The organism is Pseudomonas paeninsulae (genome assembly GCF_035621475.1).
In the GTDB taxonomy this organism is placed as follows: Bacteria; Pseudomonadota; Gammaproteobacteria; order Pseudomonadales; family Pseudomonadaceae; genus Aquipseudomonas; species Aquipseudomonas paeninsulae.
Map to the genome: position 1 here is coordinate 3,528,568 of NZ_CP141799.1, position 17,785 is coordinate 3,546,352.

Here is a 17,785-nt window from a genome sequence, read left to right on the forward strand (position 1 = left end):
AGAAGCGCCATGCGCTTGCGTAGTTATTTCGCCGCCCTGCTGATGGGCCTGCTGAGCGTAGCCTGTACCCCGACGGTACAGCTGGCGATGCCCAACGAACCGATCAACATCAACCTCAACGTGAAGATCGAGCACCAAATCTACATCAAGGTGGATAAGGCGCTGGACAGCATGTTCAGCGAGTCCAGCGGACTGTTCTAAGGAGCCACACCATGCACCTGTCAAAACGAATCGCCAGCCTGCTCCTGCTGCTCAGCCTGAGCCTGCCGGTGCTGGCCCTGAACCTCAACGAAGCCATGTCCGCCCTCGGCGACGCCAAGACCAGCGGCCAACTCGGCGAAATGCCCAACGGCTACCTCGGCGTAGTCAAGCCCGGCCCTGAGGTCGATGAAATCGCCCGTCTGATCAACCAGGCTCGGCGCGCCGAATACCAGAAACTGGCGACCCAGAACGGTATCCAGCTCAGCGACGTGGAACTCATCGCCGGACAAAAAGCCATCGACAAGACCCCACCCGGTCTGTACATCCAATGGCAAGGCCAGTGGCGGCGCAAGTAGACCGACGACCAAGCGCCACGCCGCACAACCAAAACCCCTGAGGCCAACGCCTCAGGGGTTTTTCACTCCGACGGAATCTGTACAGTCGTGCTCACACCGCCTGTCACCGGGGCACGGCATCAAACCCTGGGATCTCTGGTCAACGGCGGAATGGTTCGATAGCGCACAGACCCCCGGCCTTATCGAGAACAGACTCCGAAGAAACCGGAGCAGCACCAGCTGCAGCAGGACAGGCAATGAACGGCATGACCGAATCGCCCCAAGTACAGCGTATCAATGCACAGTGCAGCCGCCCCGAGCGCTACCTGCACAAGCCCAGCGGCGTACGCTACTCGGCCGCCGATGAAGCGGGCGACGGCTACGAACTCGCCCCCATCTACGGCCAGTCGAAACACGCCACCACACAGGACCTGGCCAATGCCGAAATCTGGGAGCGGCTTGCATAAGCAGCCAATCGTGCGAGGCCATAGCAGCCGCCGCGCCCCCCCCCGACGTCAAGGGAGACAGGCAGGGATAGCGATTGGTTTTCCAGGACGCCCACGCTGCCCAACCACCAGAGAGTCAGCTAAACATGACAGCGCCCACACCACTTGAAGGGGCGACGTAACCCATCCAAGGATTGAGGTATCGAGTGCCGCATTTGGCCGCGCTAGACTGAACGAATGATCGTGCGCCTCGTCTGATCCCGAGAGCGGTTGTGCCTGCAGCATCCAGCCAGAGTCATTATCCCAGTAGGCCCACAGCGGCGTGCGCGGTTCTCCCCTGTGTGAACCTCGATGCTGCTCGCTTCAACGCGCGGACAGGCCACGCGGACGCTGTACATCTGGATCTTGGTGGCAGCTGTCATGGCGGCCACCTCTGCCCACTCCGGGCATCGTATGAAAGGGAATTGCTAAATGTTAGTACGCATCATGGCTGTTGTTTTTGCAGGCCTGCTGATCTCAGGCTGTAGCCTGCGCTTACCCGGCATCGGCATCGATATTGGCGGCCACGGTGGCGGCGGTGGTGGAGGCCCATCTCATTGCCCACCTGGCCAAGCAAAAAAGGGTAACTGCTGAGATTCGATTGAATCGACTGCAGCATCCGCGACTCCAGGAAACCGGCATTTGCCGGTTTTTCTGCTTTAACTTCCTGAATACACGACGGAAACGAGGTCATATTTCCTGCAAGGAAAAACGCTGCGAACCGAGCCGCACACAGGCCTGGTCGAACAGCCCGCCGGCCAGCGGAGGCTACGCAAAAAACGGGAGGCGTTTAGCGAGCTGAATGACCCCATTTCCTTGCTCAGCGCAACGTCAGCAGCTATCGCAATAGACGGTAGATTTTTACAGCCTCTCAGGCCTCGGCGACCACGGTGTTCTCGATATGACCGATACCGTCGATCTCGATCCGCACCACATCACCCACGGCGAGAAAGCGCTTGGGCGTGAAGCCGACGCCAACCCCGGCCGGCGTGCCGGTAGCAAGGATATCGCCGGGCTCCAGGGTCATGAACTTCGACTCAGCGAATACATAGCTGAGGCCCGAATACCCAGGCATCGGCCACCGAGCCCGGCAGTACGGTGGGGTTGAAGTAGGCCATCTCGGGCAGGCCGAAGGACTTGATCAGCATGCCCAGCACGGCGACGCCGCGGAGCACGTCGATGACCATCAAACGGCCATGGGCCACAGGCCTTGACGCACTGAACAATGGAAACAGGGAACCCCGACGCATACCGACCTTCGTTGGCGATTTAGACGCGGCAGTATCGATAAGACGACGGGGTGGTGCTGTTGCGCTTCGGTAGGGGTTTGTCAGCGGATGATGCAAAACAACCACGTACTGGAAGTGGCCATGTTCAAGGTCAAGGCCGGCTATCAAGGTGATATGCCTGCGCTGCGCGCCGGCCTACGGGAAGCGCTCAAGAGCTTCCCTGGCTTGCTGGAGTTCTGCGGCTACAGCCCATTACAGGATGACCAGGTTTTTGCCGACCTTGCTAGATGGGACAGCCTGGAGAGCGCCATGGCCGCCGCCAAGGCGTTCGCCGAGGGCGACCCTCGCTTCGCTCCCTATATGCAAGCAATCGAAGAATTAGTCTTCATGGGGCACTTCAGCCCCGAGGCAGGCTGACACTGCTGGGGACTGCGGGTGCGGCCTGCAGCAAAAATCACGCAAGCCTCGCCCGCAACTCTTAGGCGCCTGTCGGACTTGACCGTCCGTAGCGAGGGCAGCGTTAAGTCCAACAGGCTCCTAGCCAATCGAACAGGCCATGACGGGCCCTTGGGCGCTCGCCGTAATGCTTAGCGAGTGTGATTCAGGGTGTCAGCATGGCCTCGGCAAGGAACTCGACAAACACCCGGACCTTCTGCTGCAGGTGGCGGTTGCTGGGGTACAGCGCATAGATGCCGCGTTTGGCGAACTGCTGATCAGGGAGTATCCGCACCAACTCGCCGCGCTCCAACAGTGGCTGGGCGATGAACGATGGCAGTGCCCCTATGCCGGCTCCGGCGAGCAGCATGTCGCCGAGGATCAGGCTGTTGTCCGCGGAGAAGCGGGCCGGTACATCGACGCTGGTGCTGCCTTGCGGCCCCTCGAGGTGCCAATGGCCGGGATGATCGGCCAGTCGGTAGGCCAGGCAGTCATGACTGTGCAGGTCTGCGACCGTTCTCGGTGTGCCGCGCGCCTGTAGGTAAGCGGGCGAGGCGCAGATGATTTGCTCCACTTCGCCCAGGCGTCGTGCAATCAGCGAGGAGTCGGCCAGTTCGGCGCGAATGCGCAGCGAGACGTCGAAGCCCTCGGACACCACATCGAGCAGACGATCGTCCAGCGTCAGTTCGACGTTCAATTGCGGGTAGCGTGCCATGAACTTCGCCAGCAAGGGCGACAGCACCTTGTGGCTGAACGACAGTGGCGCGTTGACCCGCAGACGTCCACTGACCTGGTCCGAGCCCTGGGTCATGCTGCGTTCCAGTGCCTCCAGTTCATCCAGCAGGCGGCAGCACTCGTTGAAATAGGCGCGGCCGGCATCGGTCAGGCTCATGCGTCGGGTGGTGCGCATGAGTAAAAGGGTGCCTAAGCGCTGTTCCAGTTGCCGCACCTGTTTACTGACCGCGGCCGTCGATTGCCCGAGGTCTTCGGCGGCCTTGCTGAAGCTGTCGCGTTCCACCACCCGGCGGAAGGTGCGCATGTTCGCGAGCAGGTCCATATAGTTTCTCTGTGGTTGAATATGATTTGAATATTTAGCTGATTATCTATTCGCAGGGAGAAAATAGCATGGCGGCATGCCTTCCCCTGCACCAGTGGGAAGTTGATTGTTCGCAAGGAGTACCGTCATGTACCTACCCACTCATTCCTCCACATCTGTCATCGGTCGGCTGGCTGTTGTGCCGTTGTTGCTGGCGCTGTTCAGTGGCGGCGCCAACGCCGCGCAGGCAGTCGGCGTCAGTCCTTGGGGCAAGGACGATGAAATCGGCCGCTTGAACCTGATCACCCCGGCCACCCGCGCGGCCATTCTGGCGCGAGTGAATGGTGATCAGGCGTATGACCTGTCGGTGGAATATTTCGTCGGCATGCCGAGCTGGCAGGCGGCCGGCGACCCGTCGTACCAGATGTGGATGACCCACACTCCGAATGGCAACCAGATTGCCGACCCCATGGGCGTCGGCGAACCGATGAACCGGCATGTCAGCTACAGCGGCTCGGCGGTGTCCATGTACACGCACATGGGTACGCACATCGATGCCCTCAACCACTTCGGCCTGGACGGCAAGATCTGGAACGGCTTTACCGCGGCGGAGCACCTGGGCGATCGCGGCTGGAACGTCACCGGAGCGGAGAAGCTGCCGCCGATTATCGGCCGTGGTGTGTTGATCGATATCGCGGCGGCAAAGGGCGTTCAGATGCTGGCCGATAATTACCGGGTCACCCGTCAGGACCTGCGCGATGCCCTGAGCCAGCAGCAGGTCAAGCTTGAGGAGGGCGATGTGGTGCTGATCCGTACCGGGCGCATGCGTGATTACGCCAATGCCCAGGCCTATATGAACAATGCGCCGGGCCTGGGCCTGGATGCGGCCAAGTTTCTCATCGAGGAAGGTGGGGCCATGCTGGTCGGTGCCGACAACCTGAGTTTCGAGGCCTTCCCGGCGGAGGTGTCGGATAACTACGTGCCGGTTCACACTTACCTGCTCGCCCAGCAGGGTGCGCCGATTCTCGAGTTGGTGAACCTGGAAGCGCTATCGCGCGACCGTGTGTATCAGTTCGCCTTTATCGGCGCTTCGTTGAAGTTCCGCGGCGCCGATGCCGCGCCCATGCGGCCGATCGCCCTGCCCATCGACTGAAGGCTGACACGCCGTGAAGGAGCCTGTTTGCCAGCATCCGTGCCGCGCCAAGCAGCAGGCTCCACTCGAAAGCAGGTCGAACCATACCGCCATCACACAAGGCCCTATAGCCATGCCTATGGGGACGATATAACTCCTCGGCTAACGGGTTTCTGACCAATCGAACTATGACGCCAGTCCCATATCTCGTCGTTAGGTACAGCCTGACTGGCTGGCAATCGATTGAGCGCATCTGACGGGCATGATCTACGGCAACTCGTAAAACCTATTCGCCATGCTCGACCCTTGAGTAGTCACCCCGATCAAAAGGAATCCAGTATGCGTCCAAGCAGCGCCATCGCCTGCTCGCTCTGGGTATCCCAGGGGTGGCCATAGTTGAGGCGGGCACAGTTGCTGAAGCGTCGAGTGGCGGAAAAATCGGCCCCGGTGCGAGGCTGATGACCTGGGCCAAGGCGAACTGGAACAACTGCAGGGAATCGGCCTGCTCGGGGAATTCGAACCAGAGGAAGTAACCGCCGCTAGGGTGAGTGACCCGGATCTCAACCGGGAAATGCCGGGCTGCCGAGGCTAGCATTGAGCCCTGCTGGGCCTCCAGGGCATGGCGCAATTTACACAGGTGGCGGTCATAGCCGCCATCCTGGAGGTAGTCGGCGATAGCCGCCTGGGCCGGCGCCGAGGGCGAGATGGTGGTCATCAGCTTGAGGCGGTGGATGGCGGTTGCGTAGCGCCCGTCCGCTACCCAGCCGACCCGGTAGCCCGGCGCCAGGCATTTGGAGAACGAGCCGCAGTGCATCACCAGGGCGTCGCGATCGAAGCTTTTCATCGACTTCGGTGGCTGCGTGCCGAAGTACAGCTCGGCGTAGACATCGTCCTCGATCAAGGGCACCTGCCGAGCGCCTGCCCGCTCAAAGGCCTGCTGCACCGCGTCAGCAAACTGCTCTAGCTCGCCCACCCGCCACCACTCAGCAACTGACGCAGAACACCGGTTCACCAACCGCCATGATTTGATCTGGCCAAGGCTGGAGGCACTCATACGCCTGAGCTCAGCGATTCAGGGCGCGACGCTCGAATATTGCGCGCCGCGGTCTTGGTTTTTTATGTGCAGCACATCAATTTCGGCCTGGCCGCGCCTGGCTCGGCCTTCAAACGCGCAAACAAAAACGGCAGCCTGCTCAAAGTTTGAGCAGGCTGCCGCGTATATGAAACATCCGGGCTAGTGGCCTGATCGGTTAATCCGTTTGTCCATAGCCTCAAGCCTATCCAGAAACTTGTAGGTAGCGGAAGGACAGATCGGTGGTCCCGCCGCGATCCTCGATCAGGTTGTACAGTGTCCACTCATAGGGGCGATTGAGCAGCGGCGCACTAGCATCCGAGGCATGGGCCACCACCCGTTTCCAGTCGCCATCGCGCACACAGGCCTGGTCGAACAGCTCGCCGGCCAGCGGACGCTACGCAAAAAATGGGAGGCGTTTAGAGAGCTGAATGACCCCATTTCCTTGCTCAGCGCAACGTCAGCAGCTATCGCAATAGACGGTAGATTTGTACAGCCTCTCAGGCCTCGGCGACCACGGTGTTCTCGATATGGCCGAGACCGTCGATCTCGATTCGTACCACATCACCCACGGCGAGGAAGCGCTTGGGCGTGAAGCCGACGCCAACCCCGGCCGGCGTGCCGGTAGCAAGGATATCGCCGGGCTCCAGGGTCATCACCGTCGACAGGTAGGCGATCTGTTCCCAGATGCTGTAGATCATGTCGCCGGTACTGGTTTCCTGACGTTTTTCGCCATTCACATAAGCCCGCATCATCAGCGCATGAGGGTCCGGCACCTCATCGGCGCTAACCAGCCACGGGCCAATCGGACCGTGGCTGTCGAAGGACTTGCCGAGGGTGAACGTCGGGCTGCGCATCTGCCAGTCACGCACGCTGACGTCGTTGCAGACCAGATAACCGGCAACCACCGATGGCGCATCTTCCACCGACACATGTCGGCAGCGCTTGCCAATGACCACGCCCAACTCGGCCTCGTAATCGAGCTTGGCCGAGACCTTGGGCATGTCGATCGGGTCATAAGGCCCGTTGAGGCAGGAGACCTGCTTGTTGAACCACAGCTGCGACTTGGGAATCGGCACACCGTTACGCTCGGCCTCGGCGGCGTGGGCGCGATAGTTCATGCCGATAGCCAGGTACTTTTGTGGATCGGTCACCGCCGCCAGCAGGTGCAGCTGATCCAGCGCCAGACTGTCACTGTCCGGCTGCAGCGCGGCTACCCGCGCCAATGCCTCGGGGCCGGCCGCCAGCAGACGCGCCATGCTAGCGGGCAGGTCAGGCAATGCCGCCGCCAGGGCAATTACCCGATCACCGACAACCTTGCCCAGCCCGACCGTTTCGCCCACTTGGAAAGTTACTAATCTCATCACACCACCCTTGAATTCATGCCCGCTGTGCAGCGGTACTCAGTAGCCCCGAAAAACTGGGCCAATGCTCTTCCTGCTCCAGTCGAGCGACCAGTTGCCGGCCTATTCTCGCCGAGAATGGCAGCTTACGGCACAGATAGCGCTTGGCGCGGCTGGATAAAAAAGTCCGGGAGCGCCATCATCCACGCCTTTTTGAAGCGCACTTCAACGCGTTGCGGCGCCCGATAAACGAAGGAACATCCCTATGCAAAACCAACATCTCGGTCCCACCGACTTCGAGCTCATCGAAGACACCCTGCTGAAATACGGCGACGATCACTCCGTACTCAACTCCTCCGAGCTCGATGGTTACTTCACTGCCTTGGTCTCCGGCCCCGTACAGGTGGATATCGCCGAGTGGTTTCCGGCCATCTGGGGCGGGCAAAATCCAGATTGGGAGAACCCAGATGAGTGCAAACAGTTCATAGAACTGAGCGTGCGCCACATGAACACACTGGCCACCCAGCTGACCCTGAATACACAGGCGTTCAAGCCACGGTTCGAACAGACCGAACACTTTGGCCGGACACTTACCCTGGCTGAAGAGTGGTGCTTCGGTTACCTGCGTGGTGTCGCCGTGGGCAACTGGCCCGAGTTGTCCGCGCCCCTGGCCGCGAAGCTGCAAGCGCTTACTTTCTGCGCCGAGCAAGACAACTTCGAGCTCCGGGCGGATCTGGATGTGGAGCAACATCGCCAGCGTGTGGAAGCGATCGAGCAGACTGCACATGCCTTGCATGACTACTGGCTGGCTCAGCGCTAAGGGCTGCTTGGACTTGGTTTTTTTACAACCATGGATTTTACGATTCGGGTCGATAGCAGTCTTTGTGAACGGCATCTATCGACCCAGGCCGGGTGAAAATGTTGCTACTGATACATTCTTGACCCGCTTACCTGGATTTCATTGACCCAGTTCCGCGTCTCGTGAACCCTCGTTGAATGTGGTTTTTCGGAGTATTGGACTGGGTCAGTCCAGCGTCAGTACTCGGGTCAAAAACACGTCGGCAACAACAGACATACCATCACGAACGGCTAAACATGACCCTGGTAGGCATCCCCCCCAAACAGAGGTTGGCCATGTCGGCCTGACCTCTACTTCTGGAAAGTACTGCAAATGGGGCATTAGCATGTACCGACTATCTGACGCCTGCTGAGTTACGTGGCCTTCCCGCATAGATCCTCTACAACCCGGGTAAATCTAACACCCTGACTGGAAGCGCACGGCGGCAGACAGTAAGCCATATACACACTGGTTTTTATGGTGGTCGAACTTTGACTTCCTTTACAAAATCACTGTTCGGTTGTCATTCAGAAATACACGCCGCTCGAGGTGATAGCCGATCGCCTTGGCCAGGGTCATGCACTCGATATCGCGGCCCTTGGCGACCAGGTCTTCGGGGTAGTGGGCATGGTCCACCGCCTCCACGCCCTGGGCGATGATCGGCCCCTCATCCAGGTCGTTGTTGATGTAATGGGCGGTGGCGCCGACCAGCTTGACGCCCTTCTGGTACGCCTGGTGATAGGGCTTGGCGCCCTTGAAGCCGGGCAGCAGCGAGTGGTGGATATTGATCGCCCGGCCGTCCAGCTTGCGGCACAGTTCGGGTGAGAGCACCTGCATGTAGCGGGCGAGTACCACCAGCTCGGCGCCGCTGTCCTCGATCACCTGCATCACCTTGCGCTCTTGCGCCGGCTTGTCGTTGGGGTCGAGGGGGAAGTGGTAATAGGGAATCTCGTGCCAGCGCGCCAGCGGTTCCAGGTCGGGATGGTTGGACACCACCGCCACCACGTCCATGGCCAGGTGGCCGATGCGCTGGCGATAGAGCAGGTCGTTCAGGCAATGGTCGGCCTTGCTCACCATCAGCACCACCTTGGCCCGGTAGCCCGGCGGGGTCAGTTCGGTGTGCATGTCGAAGGGCGACAGGCGCTCGTCGAGGCCGGCGCGAAAGGCCTGCTCGTCGAAGCCCTCGGCCACGCGGAACTCGACGCGGATGAAGAAGCGCGAGGACAGCCGGTCATCGAACGAATGGTGCTCGGTGACGTAGCAGTTCTGCTCGAACAGGAAGCGCGTCACCGCGTCCACGGTGCCGAGCACGCTCGGGCAGTGGGCGGTGAGAATCCAGGTGTCGGGGGTGCGACTCATATCGATCTCCTGTGCAGCGTGGGCGTAGGTTGGGGCGGGCCGCGCAGGCTGAGCGAAGCGCCACCCAACGAGAGCGACGGGGCATGTTGGGTATCGGCGCTACGCGCCTCCACCCAACCTACGTCTTTGCCTGCCTACGCCTTGATCGCCAGGCCGAATTCGGCGCAGGCGTCTTGCAGCCACAGCCAGATGTAATCGGAGAAACTGCGGCGCACCAGCAGCTCCCAGGTCTCTTCGCCGCTGCGGCGAATCACCAGCTGGGTCTTGGCGAAGGTGGTGCCGACCGCCTTGCCGACCGGGAAATTGCGGGGATGCACGTCATAGATCGACGACTTCATCAGCATCTCGCGGACTTTCGGCCCTGTCAGTTCGAGAATAGTCTGCCCACCGCTGACGTTGACCACCTGCAGGTGCTGGCCGGCCAGCGCTTCGCGCAGGCTCTTTTCGGCGGCGAACTCTTCGCCGCTCGGTACGATCAGCAGCCACTCGTCCGGGCCCAGCCATTGCAACGAGGTCTCGCCCTTGACCACCAGGCCAAGTGCGCCGGGCAATTCCAGGCCGGTGGCCTTGTGCACGGCGCCGGCAAAGGCCGCGTCATGGCCATCGCCGCGCAGGGTCAGGTGACCCAGCAGTTTTCTCTCGCGCAGGCTGATGCCCGCGCTGCTCTTGCCCTTGCCTGCCAGCTCATGCAGACCGGCGTGAAACAGCGGGGACTCGGCGTGCGCCGCATCGGGGCGCTGCTTGTAAACGTTTACTGTGCTCATGTTGTTCCGCCTGTCGTAGGTACGTCAGCGCTAATTCGTTGCTCGCCAGGCTCCAGCCTGCTGGGGCCTGGCGAGTGGTCGTGGTCTCAGACGTTCTGCTGCTCGCCTTTCGGGTCGAAGAACACCGAACTGACGATCTCGGCCTCGATCAGGGTGCCATCTGCCAGCGGTGCGAAAACCTTCTCGCCCATGCGCTTCAAGCCGCCTTTGACCAGGGCCAGGGCAAAGCTGTAGCCCATGCTGGTGCTGTAGTAGCTGGAGGTCACGTGGCCGACCATGCTCATCGGAATCGCCTGCTTGGCGTCGAACACCAGCTGTGCGCCTTCCGGCAGCACCGCACTGGTGTTGACCGGCTTGAGGCCGACCAGCTGCTTGCGGTCTGCCTTGGTGCAGTCTTCACGGTTCATCCCGCGCCAGCCGATCCAGGAGAAAGGTTTAGTGCGACCGACACACCAGCCCATGTTGAGGTCGTCCGGGGTCACCGAACCGTCGGTCTCCTGACCGACGATGATGAAGCCCTTCTCGGCTCGCAGCACGTGCATGGTCTCGGTGCCGTACGGGGTCAAGTTGTACTTCTTGCCTGCCGCGACGATTTTTTCCAACACGCCCATGGCGTAGTCGGCCTGCACGTTGACTTCGTACGACAGCTCACCGGTAAAGGAGATGCGGAACACCCGCGCCGGCACGCCGCCGACCTGGCCTTCCTTCCAGGTCATGAACGGGAAGGCGTCCTTGTCCAGGTCGATGTCGCTGACCTCGGCCAGCAGCTTGCGGCTGTTGGGGCCGGACAGGGTCATGGTCGCCCAGTGGTCGGTGACCGAGGTGAAGTACACCTTGAGCTCCGGCCACTCGGTCTGCTGGTAGATTTCCAGCCACTGCATGACGCGCGCAGCGCCGCCGGTGGTGGTGGTCATGACGAAGTGGTTATCGGCCATACAGGCGGTCACGCCGTCGTCGAAGACCATGCCGTCTTCCTTGCACATCAGGCCGTAACGGGCCTTACCGACGTCCAGCTTGGTCCAGGCGTTGGTGTACACGCGGTTGAGGAACTCGCGCGCATCCGGGCCCTGGATGTCGATCTTGCCCAGGGTCGAGGCATCGAGCAGGCCGACGCTGTCGCGTACCGCCTTGCACTCGCGGCCGACGGCGGCGTGCATGTCTTCACCGGCCTTGGGGAAGTACCAGGGGCGCTTCCACTGACCGACGTCCTCGAACTCGGCGCCATTTTTCAGGTGCCAGCTGTGCAGCGCGGTGTAACGCACCGGGTCGAACAACGCACCGCAGTTACGTCCGGCCACGGCGCCGAAGGTCACCGGGGTGTAGTTCGGGCGGAACATGGTGGTGCCCATCTGCGGGATGCTGATGCCCAGCGAACGCGCGGCAATCGCCAGCCCGTTGATGTTGCCCAGCTTGCCCTGATCGGTACCGAAGCCCAGCGCGGTGTAGCGCTTGACGTGCTCGACCGACTCGAAGCCCTCGCGGGTGGCCAGTTCGATACCGGCCGCGGTGACGTCGTTCTGCTGGTCGACGAATTGCTTTGGCGCCCGTGCGGTCGGTTTTTCGTGCGGTACCTGGAACAGCGCGATGCTCGGCTCTTCGTGACGGCCGAAGACTTTCGGCAGTTCGCCCGAGACCGGGGTAAAGCCCGCGTCGGCAGACGCCTTGGCGCCGGCTTCGAAACCGTCGGCGAGCACATCGCCGAGGGCGAACACGCCGTTCATGGCACCGGCGCAGACGCGCGCCTGGAAACCTTCACCCGGCACGAAACCGAGGATGTCTTCGCGCCAGGTCGGCTTGCCGCCCAGGTGCGAGGCCAGGTGCACCACCGGGCTGTAACCGCCGGAGCTGGCGACCAGGTCGCACTCCAACCATTCGCCGGGGCTGGTGACTTTATGTGCCTGCGGATCGATCGCCGCGACGCGCGCCGCGCTGACGCGCTTGCTGCCACGCACTTCGATCACCGCACTGCCGGTCAGGACGCGCAGGCCCTTGGCCCGTGCTTCTTCGACCCAGGCACCCTTGGGATTGGGCCGGGCGTCGGCGATGGCGACCACCTTGATCCCGGCTTCCAGGCAGTCCAGCGCCACGCGGTAGGCGTAATCGTTGGTGGTCGACAGCACCAGCTGCTTGCCCGGGGCCACGCCGTAACGGCGCACATAGGTGGACACCGCGCCGGCCAGCATGTTGCCGGGCACGTCGTTGTTGCCATACACCAGCGGACGCTCGTGGGCGCCGGCGGCCAGGACCACGCGCTTGGCACGCACACGGTGCAGGCGCTGACGCACCTCGCCCATCGGTGCGGCATCACCGAGGTGATCGGTGCGCCGCTCGTGGATGGTGAGGAAGTTGTGATCGTGATAACCGTGCACGGTCGAGCGCGGCAACAGGGTGACTTCCGGCATCTTCTGCAGTTCGGCGAGGGTCTTGGCCACCCAATCGGCGGCCGGTTTGCCATCGAGGCTTTCACGGCTGTCGAGCAGATGACCGCCAAACTCTTCCTGCTCGTCGGCCAGAATCACCCGTGCACCGCTACGCCCGGCAGCCAATGCGGCGGCCAGACCGGCGGCGCCGCCACCGACCACCAGCACGTCGCAGTGCTGGTTCAGGTAGTCGTAGCTGTCCGGATCGTTTTCCTTCGGCGCGCGGCCCAAGCCAGCCGCCTTACGGATGTACTTCTCGTAGGTCAGCCAGAGGTTCTGCGGGTACATGAAGGTCTTGTAATAGAACCCCGGCGGCATCATCTGCCCACCGACCTTGCCGAGAATGCCCATCAGGTCATTGTTGACGCTCGGCCAGCCGTTCACGCTGTTGGCCACCAGGCCGCTGTACAGGGCCTGCTGGGTGGCGCGCACGTTGGGGATCTGAGTCGCTTCGCTGGCGCCGATCTGCAGCACCGCGTTGGGCTCTTCGGCGCCGGCGGCGACGATGCCGCGCGGACGCGAGTACTTGAAGCTACGACCGACGACGTCGACGCCGTTGGCCAGCAACGCGGCGGCCAGGGTGTCGCCGCTGAAACCCTGATAGCTCTCACCGTTGAAGGTGAAGGTCAAAGGCTGGTTGCGGTTGATCCGGCCACCCTTGCTCAGGCGATTGATCTGACTCATGCCTTTTCTCCTGCCGCACGGCTGGGCTGCTTCGCACTGTTCGGCTTAGCGGTCACGCTCGGCTTTTCGCCAATCTTGTAGGTTTCGAAAATTTCGTAGCTGATGGTGTCGCGCGTGGCATTGAAGTACTGCCGGCAACCGGCCGCGTGAATCCATAGCTCGTGGTGAATGCCGCGCGGGTTGTCGCGGAAGAACAGGTACTCGCCCCACTCCGCATCGGTGCAGGCATTCGGGTCCAGCGGGCGCGGGATGTGCGCCTGGCCGGCCGAGTGGAATTCCTCTTCGGAGCGCAGCTCGCCACAATGGGGACAGAAGATGTTCAGCATGTCGGATTTCTCCTGTTAGTGGGCGACGCCGGCAGCGCCGTGCTCGTCGATCAAGGCGCCGTTGTAGAAACGGTCCATGGCGAAGGGTTTGGCCAGTGCATGCATCTCGCCTTTGGCCAGGCTGGCGGCGAATACGTGGCCGGAACCCGGGGTGGCCTTGAAGCCGCCGGTACCCCAACCGCAGTTGAAGAACAGGTTCGGCACCGGGGTCTTGCTGATGATCGGGCAAGCGTCCGGCGTGGTGTCGACGATGCCGCCCCACTGGCGGTTCATGCGCACCCGCGAGAGCACCGGGAACAGCTCGACGATCGCCTGCAGGGTGTGTTCGATGGTCGGGTAGGAGCCGCGCTGGCCGTAACCGACGTAACCGTCGATACCGGCACCGATGACCAGGTCACCCTTGTCCGACTGGCTGATATAGCCGTGGACCGCGTTGGACATGATCACGCTGTCGATGATCGGTTTGATCGGCTCGGACACCAGCGCCTGCAGCGGGTGCGACTCGATCGGCAGGCGGAAACCGGCCTGCTTGGCCATGTGCCCGGAGTTACCGGCGGTGACCACGCCGACGCGCTTGCCGCCGATGAAGCCCTTGTTGGTTTCCACGCCGATGCACACGCCGTTTTCCTTGCGAAAACCGGTCACTTCGGTCTGCTGGATCAGGTCGACGCCCAGGGCATCGGCGGCACGGGCATAGCCCCAGGCCACGGCATCGTGACGGGCCACGCCGCCGCGCCGTTGCAGGGACGCGCCCATCACCGGGTAACGGGTGTTCTTGCTGCAATCCATGTACGGGATCAGTTCCTCGACCTGCTTGGCATTGAGCACCTCGCCATCGATACCGTTGAGGCGGTTGGCGCCGACCCGGCGTTCGATGTCGCGCATGTCTTGCAGAGAATGACCGAGGTTGAACACGCCGCGCTGGGAGAACATCACGTTGTAGTTGATGTCCTGCGACAGGCCTTCCCACAACTTCATGGCGTGCTCGTAGAGGTGCGCCGATTCGTCCCACAGGTAGTTGGAACGCACGATGGTGGTGTTGCGCGCGGTGTTACCGCCGCCCAGCCAACCCTTCTCGATCACCGCGACGTTCTTCACGCCGAATTCTTTGGCCAGGTAGTAGGCCGTGGCCAGGCCATGGCCGCCGCCGCCGACGATGATCACGTCGTAGACCGGCTTGGGTGTCGGCGTGCGCCACATGCGCTGCCAGTTTTCGTGGTGGCTGAAGGAGTGCTTGAGCAGGCCGAAGCCGGAATAACGTTGCATGGGGATGCTCCTGAAACGGAAAGCTGGAACCTTGTCTGTAGGAGCGGGCCATGCCCGCGATCTCTACACTTCGCGGGCATGGGACTTGGCGTCCCCCCCGCTCCTACCGGATCATTGCTTTCAGCGATATACCGGGTAATCGGCGCACAGCCCTGCCGCCAGAGTAGCCACCTGGGCCTCGACGTCGGCATCGCCGAGGTGATCGAGGATGTCGCAGATCCAGCCAGCCAGCTCGATGCTCTGCTGCTCCTTGAAGCCGCGGGTGGTGATGGCCGGGGTACCGATGCGCAGGCCCGAGGTGACGAACGGCGACTGCGGGTCATTCGGTACGGAGTTCTTGTTCACCGTGATACCGGCACGACCGAGGGCGGCGTCGGCGTCTTTACCGGTCAGGCCCTGACGGATCAGGCTGACCAGGAACAGGTGGTTATCGGTGCCGCCGGAGACCACATCGAAACCGCGGTCGATGAAGACCTTGGCCATCGCCTTGGCGTTCTTGATCACCTGCGCCTGGTAGTCCTTGAAGCCTGGCTCCAGCGCTTCCTTGAAGCACACCGCCTTGCCGGCGATCACATGCATCAGCGGGCCGCCCTGGGCACCGGGGAATACTGCGGAGTTGAGCTTCTTCTCGATCTCGGGATTGCTCTTGGCCAGGATCAGGCCGCCACGCGGACCGCGCAGGGTCTTGTGGGTGGTGGTGGTAACCACGTCGGCGTAAGGCAGCGGGTTCGGGTACAGGCCAGCGGCAACCAGGCCAGCGACGTGGGCCATGTCGACGAACAGCAGGGCACCGACCTTGTCGGCGATGGCGCGGAAGCGCGGGAAATCCAGGGTCTTGGAGTAGGCGGAGAAGCCGGCCACGATCATCTTCGGCTGGCACTCGACGGCCAGGCGCTCGACTTCGTCGTAATCGATCAGGCCGGTGGTGGTGTCGATGCCGTACTGCACGGCGTTGTACAGCTTGCCGGAGGAGCTGACCTTGGAACCGTGGGTCAGGTGACCGCCATGGGCCAGGCTCATGCCCAGAATGGTGTCGCCGGCATTGATCAGCGCCAGGTACACCGCGCTGTTGGCCGAGGAACCGGAATGCGGCTGGACGTTGGCGAAATCGGCGCCGAACAGTTGCTTGGCGCGATCGATGGCCAGTTGCTCGACCACATCGACATGCTCGCAGCCGCCGTAGTAGCGCTTGCCCGGATAGCCTTCGGCGTACTTGTTGGTCAGGCCGCTGCCCTGAGCTTCCATTACTCGCTTGCTGGTGTAGTTCTCCGAGGCGATCAGCTCGATGTGATGCTCCTGACGCGCTTCTTCGGCGTCCATCGCCGCCAGCAGTTCGTCGTCGTAGCCCTTGATTTGGTCGTCTTTGCTGAACATCTCGAATCTCCCTGCGACGGTATTGGGTCGCCTGTTGTTATTGATCAGAACGCACCTCCAACCCCACTCCCGTCTGGGAACCATCACCTGGCGCATCGCTTTGCGCATCGGCTGGATAGGTAACGCCTGTTGCCGCAGATTGTGCGAAATGCAACTGGGTGTCGTTTGCTCATTTCCGACGTGAACGTGTTCAAACAGGTATGGCAGCCGCGGCTGTTGACGAAAGCGGGGTTCACCGCAACGAACCCGGTCGCTGTCGCGGTGACAGGTCAACCGATTTGCGCCTGTGCCGCAGCAGTGGACAATGCCCCAGGCCGATCAAAGCGCTCTGCAATGAGTGTAAGATTGCAGCAGGCGCAGGTGTTCCGCTGACGCCCAACAACAATAAATCGCACAGTTGCCCTGCTGCCGGCCCATGGCCTGCCAGCAATCGGGCGCGGTTGCAGTGGAGGAGGAAAAAATGGCACAAGCATCGCCCCCCTTGGCACCGGCCGAGCGCCCGCCTGTCGCGATGCCGGCCCCGCGGGTGAAAACCTTTGGTTTCCTGCTGAGCCCAAACTTCACCACGATCGGCTTCGCCTGTGCGATCGAGACACTGCGCATGGCCAACATGGCCGCTAAACGCACCCTCTATCGAACCCTGTTGATCGCCGCCGACCATGAGCCAGTACGCGCCAGCAACGGCATGTGCGTGGTACCGGACCACTCCATCACCGACGCCCCCGAGCTGGACGCCCTGTTCGTGGTCGGCGCCAACCCGATTCCGCTGAAGAACGACCGTAACCTGCTCGACTGGCTACGCAAACTGTCTGAGCACCATGTGCCACTGGGCGGCATCTGCACCGGCAGCCACCTGCTGGCCAGCGCGAATCTGCTCAAGGGCTACCGCTGCACCATCCACTGGGAAGACATCGAGCAGCTCAAGGACAAGTTCCCCGGCATCATCATCTCCAATCAGCTGTTCGAGCTGGACCGCGACCGCTACACCTGCTCCGGCGGCACCGCCTCCATGGACATGACCCTGCAACTGATCGCGCGCGAACCGGACGGCGTGGAGATCGCCACCCAGGCCGCCGAGCTGCTGCTCTGCGACCGCATGCGCGGCTCCCGCGAACAGCAGCGCGTGCCTTTGCGGCAGAAGCTCGGCAACGCTCAGCCGAAGCTGAGCCAGATAGTCGCGATCATGGAGGCCAACCTGGAGGAGCCGCTGGAGCTGGAGGAACTCGCTCAACTCAACGAGATGTCGGTACGCCAACTGGAGCGACTGTTTCACAAATATCTAGAGCGCAAGCCAGGCCAGTACTACCTGGAACTGCGCCTGAACCGCGCTCGCGATTTGCTTCTGCGTAGCGATGCGCAAGTGCGCGACATCGCCCTGTCCTGTGGCTTTGCCTCCCCGGCGCACTTCTCCAAGTGTTACAGCCGCCTCTTCGGCCACTCGCCACGCGGCGAACGCAAGCAGAGCGCCTTGACCTGACGGAAGCTG

General features: G+C 62.0%; 18 protein-coding genes and 1 pseudogene. 8 read left to right on the top strand and 11 right to left on the bottom strand.

All coding sequences use genetic code 11. The features are described from left to right. Positions 1-9 precede the first annotated feature (9 nt). From VCJ09_RS16215 to VCJ09_RS16230, 4 genes are all read left to right on the top strand, one after another. Positions 10-201 carry a YnbE family lipoprotein gene (locus VCJ09_RS16215; RefSeq protein ID WP_324731164.1) on the top strand — a complete coding sequence of 64 codons (192 nt, stop codon included), beginning with the start codon at positions 10-12 and terminating at the stop codon, positions 199-201. Between the two features lie 11 nt (positions 202-212). Further along, positions 213-557: a YdbL family protein gene (locus tag VCJ09_RS16220; RefSeq protein WP_324731165.1), complete on the top strand. Its 345-nt coding sequence runs from the start codon at positions 213-215 to the stop codon at positions 555-557. 236 nt (positions 558-793) lie between these two features. After that, positions 794-1,003: a hypothetical protein gene (locus VCJ09_RS16225; RefSeq protein ID WP_324731166.1), complete on the top strand. Its 210-nt coding sequence runs from the start codon at positions 794-796 to the stop codon at positions 1,001-1,003. Between the two features lie 450 nt (positions 1,004-1,453). Beyond that, complete coding sequence (locus VCJ09_RS16230; protein ID WP_324731167.1) at positions 1,454-1,615, top strand: hypothetical protein; 162 nt, start codon at positions 1,454-1,456, stop codon at positions 1,613-1,615. Between the two features lie 277 nt (positions 1,616-1,892). Here VCJ09_RS16230 and VCJ09_RS16235 read toward each other — a convergent pair whose 3' ends face one another. Then, positions 1,893-2,048, bottom strand: a complete 156-nt coding sequence (locus VCJ09_RS16235) for a fumarylacetoacetate hydrolase family protein (RefSeq protein WP_324731168.1) — start codon at positions 2,046-2,048, stop codon at positions 1,893-1,895. A gap of 10 nt (positions 2,049-2,058) precedes the next feature. Continuing rightward, positions 2,059-2,271 (bottom strand): hypothetical protein, encoded by a 213-nt coding sequence (locus VCJ09_RS16240; RefSeq protein ID WP_324731169.1) that lies wholly within the window; start codon positions 2,269-2,271, stop codon positions 2,059-2,061. Between the two features lie 87 nt (positions 2,272-2,358). Here VCJ09_RS16240 and VCJ09_RS16245 point away from each other — a divergent pair, with 87 nt between their 5' ends. Beyond that, positions 2,359-2,667 carry an antibiotic biosynthesis monooxygenase family protein gene (locus VCJ09_RS16245; RefSeq protein WP_324731170.1) on the top strand — a complete coding sequence of 103 codons (309 nt, stop codon included), beginning with the start codon at positions 2,359-2,361 and terminating at the stop codon, positions 2,665-2,667. 184 nt (positions 2,668-2,851) lie between these two features. Here VCJ09_RS16245 and VCJ09_RS16250 read toward each other — a convergent pair whose 3' ends face one another. Then, positions 2,852-3,742 carry a LysR family transcriptional regulator gene (locus tag VCJ09_RS16250; RefSeq protein WP_324731171.1) on the bottom strand — a complete coding sequence of 297 codons (891 nt, stop codon included), beginning with the start codon at positions 3,740-3,742 and terminating at the stop codon, positions 2,852-2,854. A gap of 127 nt (positions 3,743-3,869) precedes the next feature. On the opposite strand from VCJ09_RS16250, the gene VCJ09_RS16255 reads away from it, so the two are divergent. Continuing rightward, positions 3,870-4,874: a cyclase family protein gene (locus tag VCJ09_RS16255; RefSeq protein ID WP_324731172.1), complete on the top strand. Its 1,005-nt coding sequence runs from the start codon at positions 3,870-3,872 to the stop codon at positions 4,872-4,874. Between the two features lie 302 nt (positions 4,875-5,176). Here VCJ09_RS16255 and VCJ09_RS16260 read toward each other — a convergent pair. Further along, positions 5,177-5,766 (bottom strand): annotated as a pseudogene (locus VCJ09_RS16260) (aminotransferase-like domain-containing protein); the annotation flags it as partial. A gap of 659 nt (positions 5,767-6,425) precedes the next feature. After that, positions 6,426-7,289 carry a fumarylacetoacetate hydrolase family protein gene (locus VCJ09_RS16265; RefSeq protein WP_324731173.1) on the bottom strand — a complete coding sequence of 288 codons (864 nt, stop codon included), beginning with the start codon at positions 7,287-7,289 and terminating at the stop codon, positions 6,426-6,428. Between the two features lie 244 nt (positions 7,290-7,533). Here VCJ09_RS16265 and VCJ09_RS16270 point away from each other — a divergent pair, with 244 nt between their 5' ends. Continuing rightward, positions 7,534-8,088: a UPF0149 family protein gene (locus VCJ09_RS16270; RefSeq protein ID WP_324731174.1), complete on the top strand. Its 555-nt coding sequence runs from the start codon at positions 7,534-7,536 to the stop codon at positions 8,086-8,088. A 519-nt stretch (positions 8,089-8,607) separates the two neighbouring features. Here the strand turns inward: VCJ09_RS16270 and purU are convergent. The 6 genes from purU to glyA all read right to left on the bottom strand — a co-directional run bounded on the left by purU (position 8,608) and on the right by glyA (position 16,299). After that, the gene (purU, locus tag VCJ09_RS16275) at positions 8,608-9,465 is read right to left on the bottom strand and encodes a formyltetrahydrofolate deformylase (protein WP_324731175.1); all 858 of its coding nucleotides are present in this window, start codon (positions 9,463-9,465) and stop codon (positions 8,608-8,610) included. A 134-nt stretch (positions 9,466-9,599) separates the two neighbouring features. Next, entirely contained in the window at positions 9,600-10,229 is a 630-nt protein-coding gene (locus tag VCJ09_RS16280) for a sarcosine oxidase subunit gamma (protein ID WP_324731176.1), read from the bottom strand. 86 nt (positions 10,230-10,315) lie between these two features. Beyond that, complete coding sequence (locus VCJ09_RS16285; protein ID WP_324731177.1) at positions 10,316-13,333, bottom strand: sarcosine oxidase subunit alpha; 3,018 nt, start codon at positions 13,331-13,333, stop codon at positions 10,316-10,318. Further along, on the bottom strand, positions 13,330-13,659 hold the full coding sequence (locus tag VCJ09_RS16290) for a sarcosine oxidase subunit delta (protein WP_025163301.1): 330 nt from the start codon (positions 13,657-13,659) through the stop codon (positions 13,330-13,332). Before VCJ09_RS16290 ends, VCJ09_RS16285 begins: the two co-directional genes overlap by 4 nt. A gap of 15 nt (positions 13,660-13,674) precedes the next feature. Then, positions 13,675-14,925 carry a sarcosine oxidase subunit beta family protein gene (locus VCJ09_RS16295; RefSeq protein ID WP_079204272.1) on the bottom strand — a complete coding sequence of 417 codons (1,251 nt, stop codon included), beginning with the start codon at positions 14,923-14,925 and terminating at the stop codon, positions 13,675-13,677. A gap of 120 nt (positions 14,926-15,045) precedes the next feature. Further along, positions 15,046-16,299 (bottom strand): serine hydroxymethyltransferase, encoded by a 1,254-nt coding sequence (glyA, locus tag VCJ09_RS16300; protein ID WP_324731178.1) that lies wholly within the window; start codon positions 16,297-16,299, stop codon positions 15,046-15,048. Positions 16,300-16,810: 511 nt separating this feature from the next. Here glyA and VCJ09_RS16305 point away from each other — a divergent pair. Beyond that, positions 16,811-17,776: a GlxA family transcriptional regulator gene (locus tag VCJ09_RS16305; protein ID WP_324734679.1), complete on the top strand. Its 966-nt coding sequence runs from the start codon at positions 16,811-16,813 to the stop codon at positions 17,774-17,776. Positions 17,777-17,785 lie beyond the last annotated feature (9 nt).

What these genes read in the sequence shown, in the direction of transcription:
- VCJ09_RS16215 (WP_324731164.1), top strand. Translation starts at nt 10, where the DNA reads ATGCGCTTGCGTAGTTATTTCGCCGCCCTGCTGATGGGCCTGCTGAGC.
- VCJ09_RS16220 (WP_324731165.1), top strand. Translation starts at nt 213, where the DNA reads ATGCACCTGTCAAAACGAATCGCCAGCCTGCTCCTGCTGCTCAGCCTG.
- VCJ09_RS16225 (WP_324731166.1), top strand. Translation starts at nt 794, where the DNA reads ATGAACGGCATGACCGAATCGCCCCAAGTACAGCGTATCAATGCACAG.
- VCJ09_RS16230 (WP_324731167.1), top strand. Translation starts at nt 1,454, where the DNA reads ATGTTAGTACGCATCATGGCTGTTGTTTTTGCAGGCCTGCTGATCTCA.
- VCJ09_RS16235 (WP_324731168.1), bottom strand. Translation starts at nt 2,048, where the DNA reads ATGACCCTGGAGCCCGGCGATATCCTTGCTACCGGCACGCCGGCCGGG.
- VCJ09_RS16240 (WP_324731169.1), bottom strand. Translation starts at nt 2,271, where the DNA reads ATGCGTCGGGGTTCCCTGTTTCCATTGTTCAGTGCGTCAAGGCCTGTG.
- VCJ09_RS16245 (WP_324731170.1), top strand. Translation starts at nt 2,359, where the DNA reads ATGATGCAAAACAACCACGTACTGGAAGTGGCCATGTTCAAGGTCAAG.
- VCJ09_RS16250 (WP_324731171.1), bottom strand. Translation starts at nt 3,742, where the DNA reads ATGGACCTGCTCGCGAACATGCGCACCTTCCGCCGGGTGGTGGAACGC.
- VCJ09_RS16255 (WP_324731172.1), top strand. Translation starts at nt 3,870, where the DNA reads ATGTACCTACCCACTCATTCCTCCACATCTGTCATCGGTCGGCTGGCT.
- VCJ09_RS16265 (WP_324731173.1), bottom strand. Translation starts at nt 7,289, where the DNA reads ATGAGATTAGTAACTTTCCAAGTGGGCGAAACGGTCGGGCTGGGCAAG.
- VCJ09_RS16270 (WP_324731174.1), top strand. Translation starts at nt 7,534, where the DNA reads ATGCAAAACCAACATCTCGGTCCCACCGACTTCGAGCTCATCGAAGAC.
- purU (WP_324731175.1), bottom strand. Translation starts at nt 9,465, where the DNA reads ATGAGTCGCACCCCCGACACCTGGATTCTCACCGCCCACTGCCCGAGC.
- VCJ09_RS16280 (WP_324731176.1), bottom strand. Translation starts at nt 10,229, where the DNA reads ATGAGCACAGTAAACGTTTACAAGCAGCGCCCCGATGCGGCGCACGCC.
- VCJ09_RS16285 (WP_324731177.1), bottom strand. Translation starts at nt 13,333, where the DNA reads ATGAGTCAGATCAATCGCCTGAGCAAGGGTGGCCGGATCAACCGCAAC.
- VCJ09_RS16290 (WP_025163301.1), bottom strand. Translation starts at nt 13,659, where the DNA reads ATGCTGAACATCTTCTGTCCCCATTGTGGCGAGCTGCGCTCCGAAGAG.
- VCJ09_RS16295 (WP_079204272.1), bottom strand. Translation starts at nt 14,925, where the DNA reads ATGCAACGTTATTCCGGCTTCGGCCTGCTCAAGCACTCCTTCAGCCAC.
- glyA (WP_324731178.1), bottom strand. Translation starts at nt 16,299, where the DNA reads ATGTTCAGCAAAGACGACCAAATCAAGGGCTACGACGACGAACTGCTG.
- VCJ09_RS16305 (WP_324734679.1), top strand. Translation starts at nt 16,811, where the DNA reads ATGCCGGCCCCGCGGGTGAAAACCTTTGGTTTCCTGCTGAGCCCAAAC.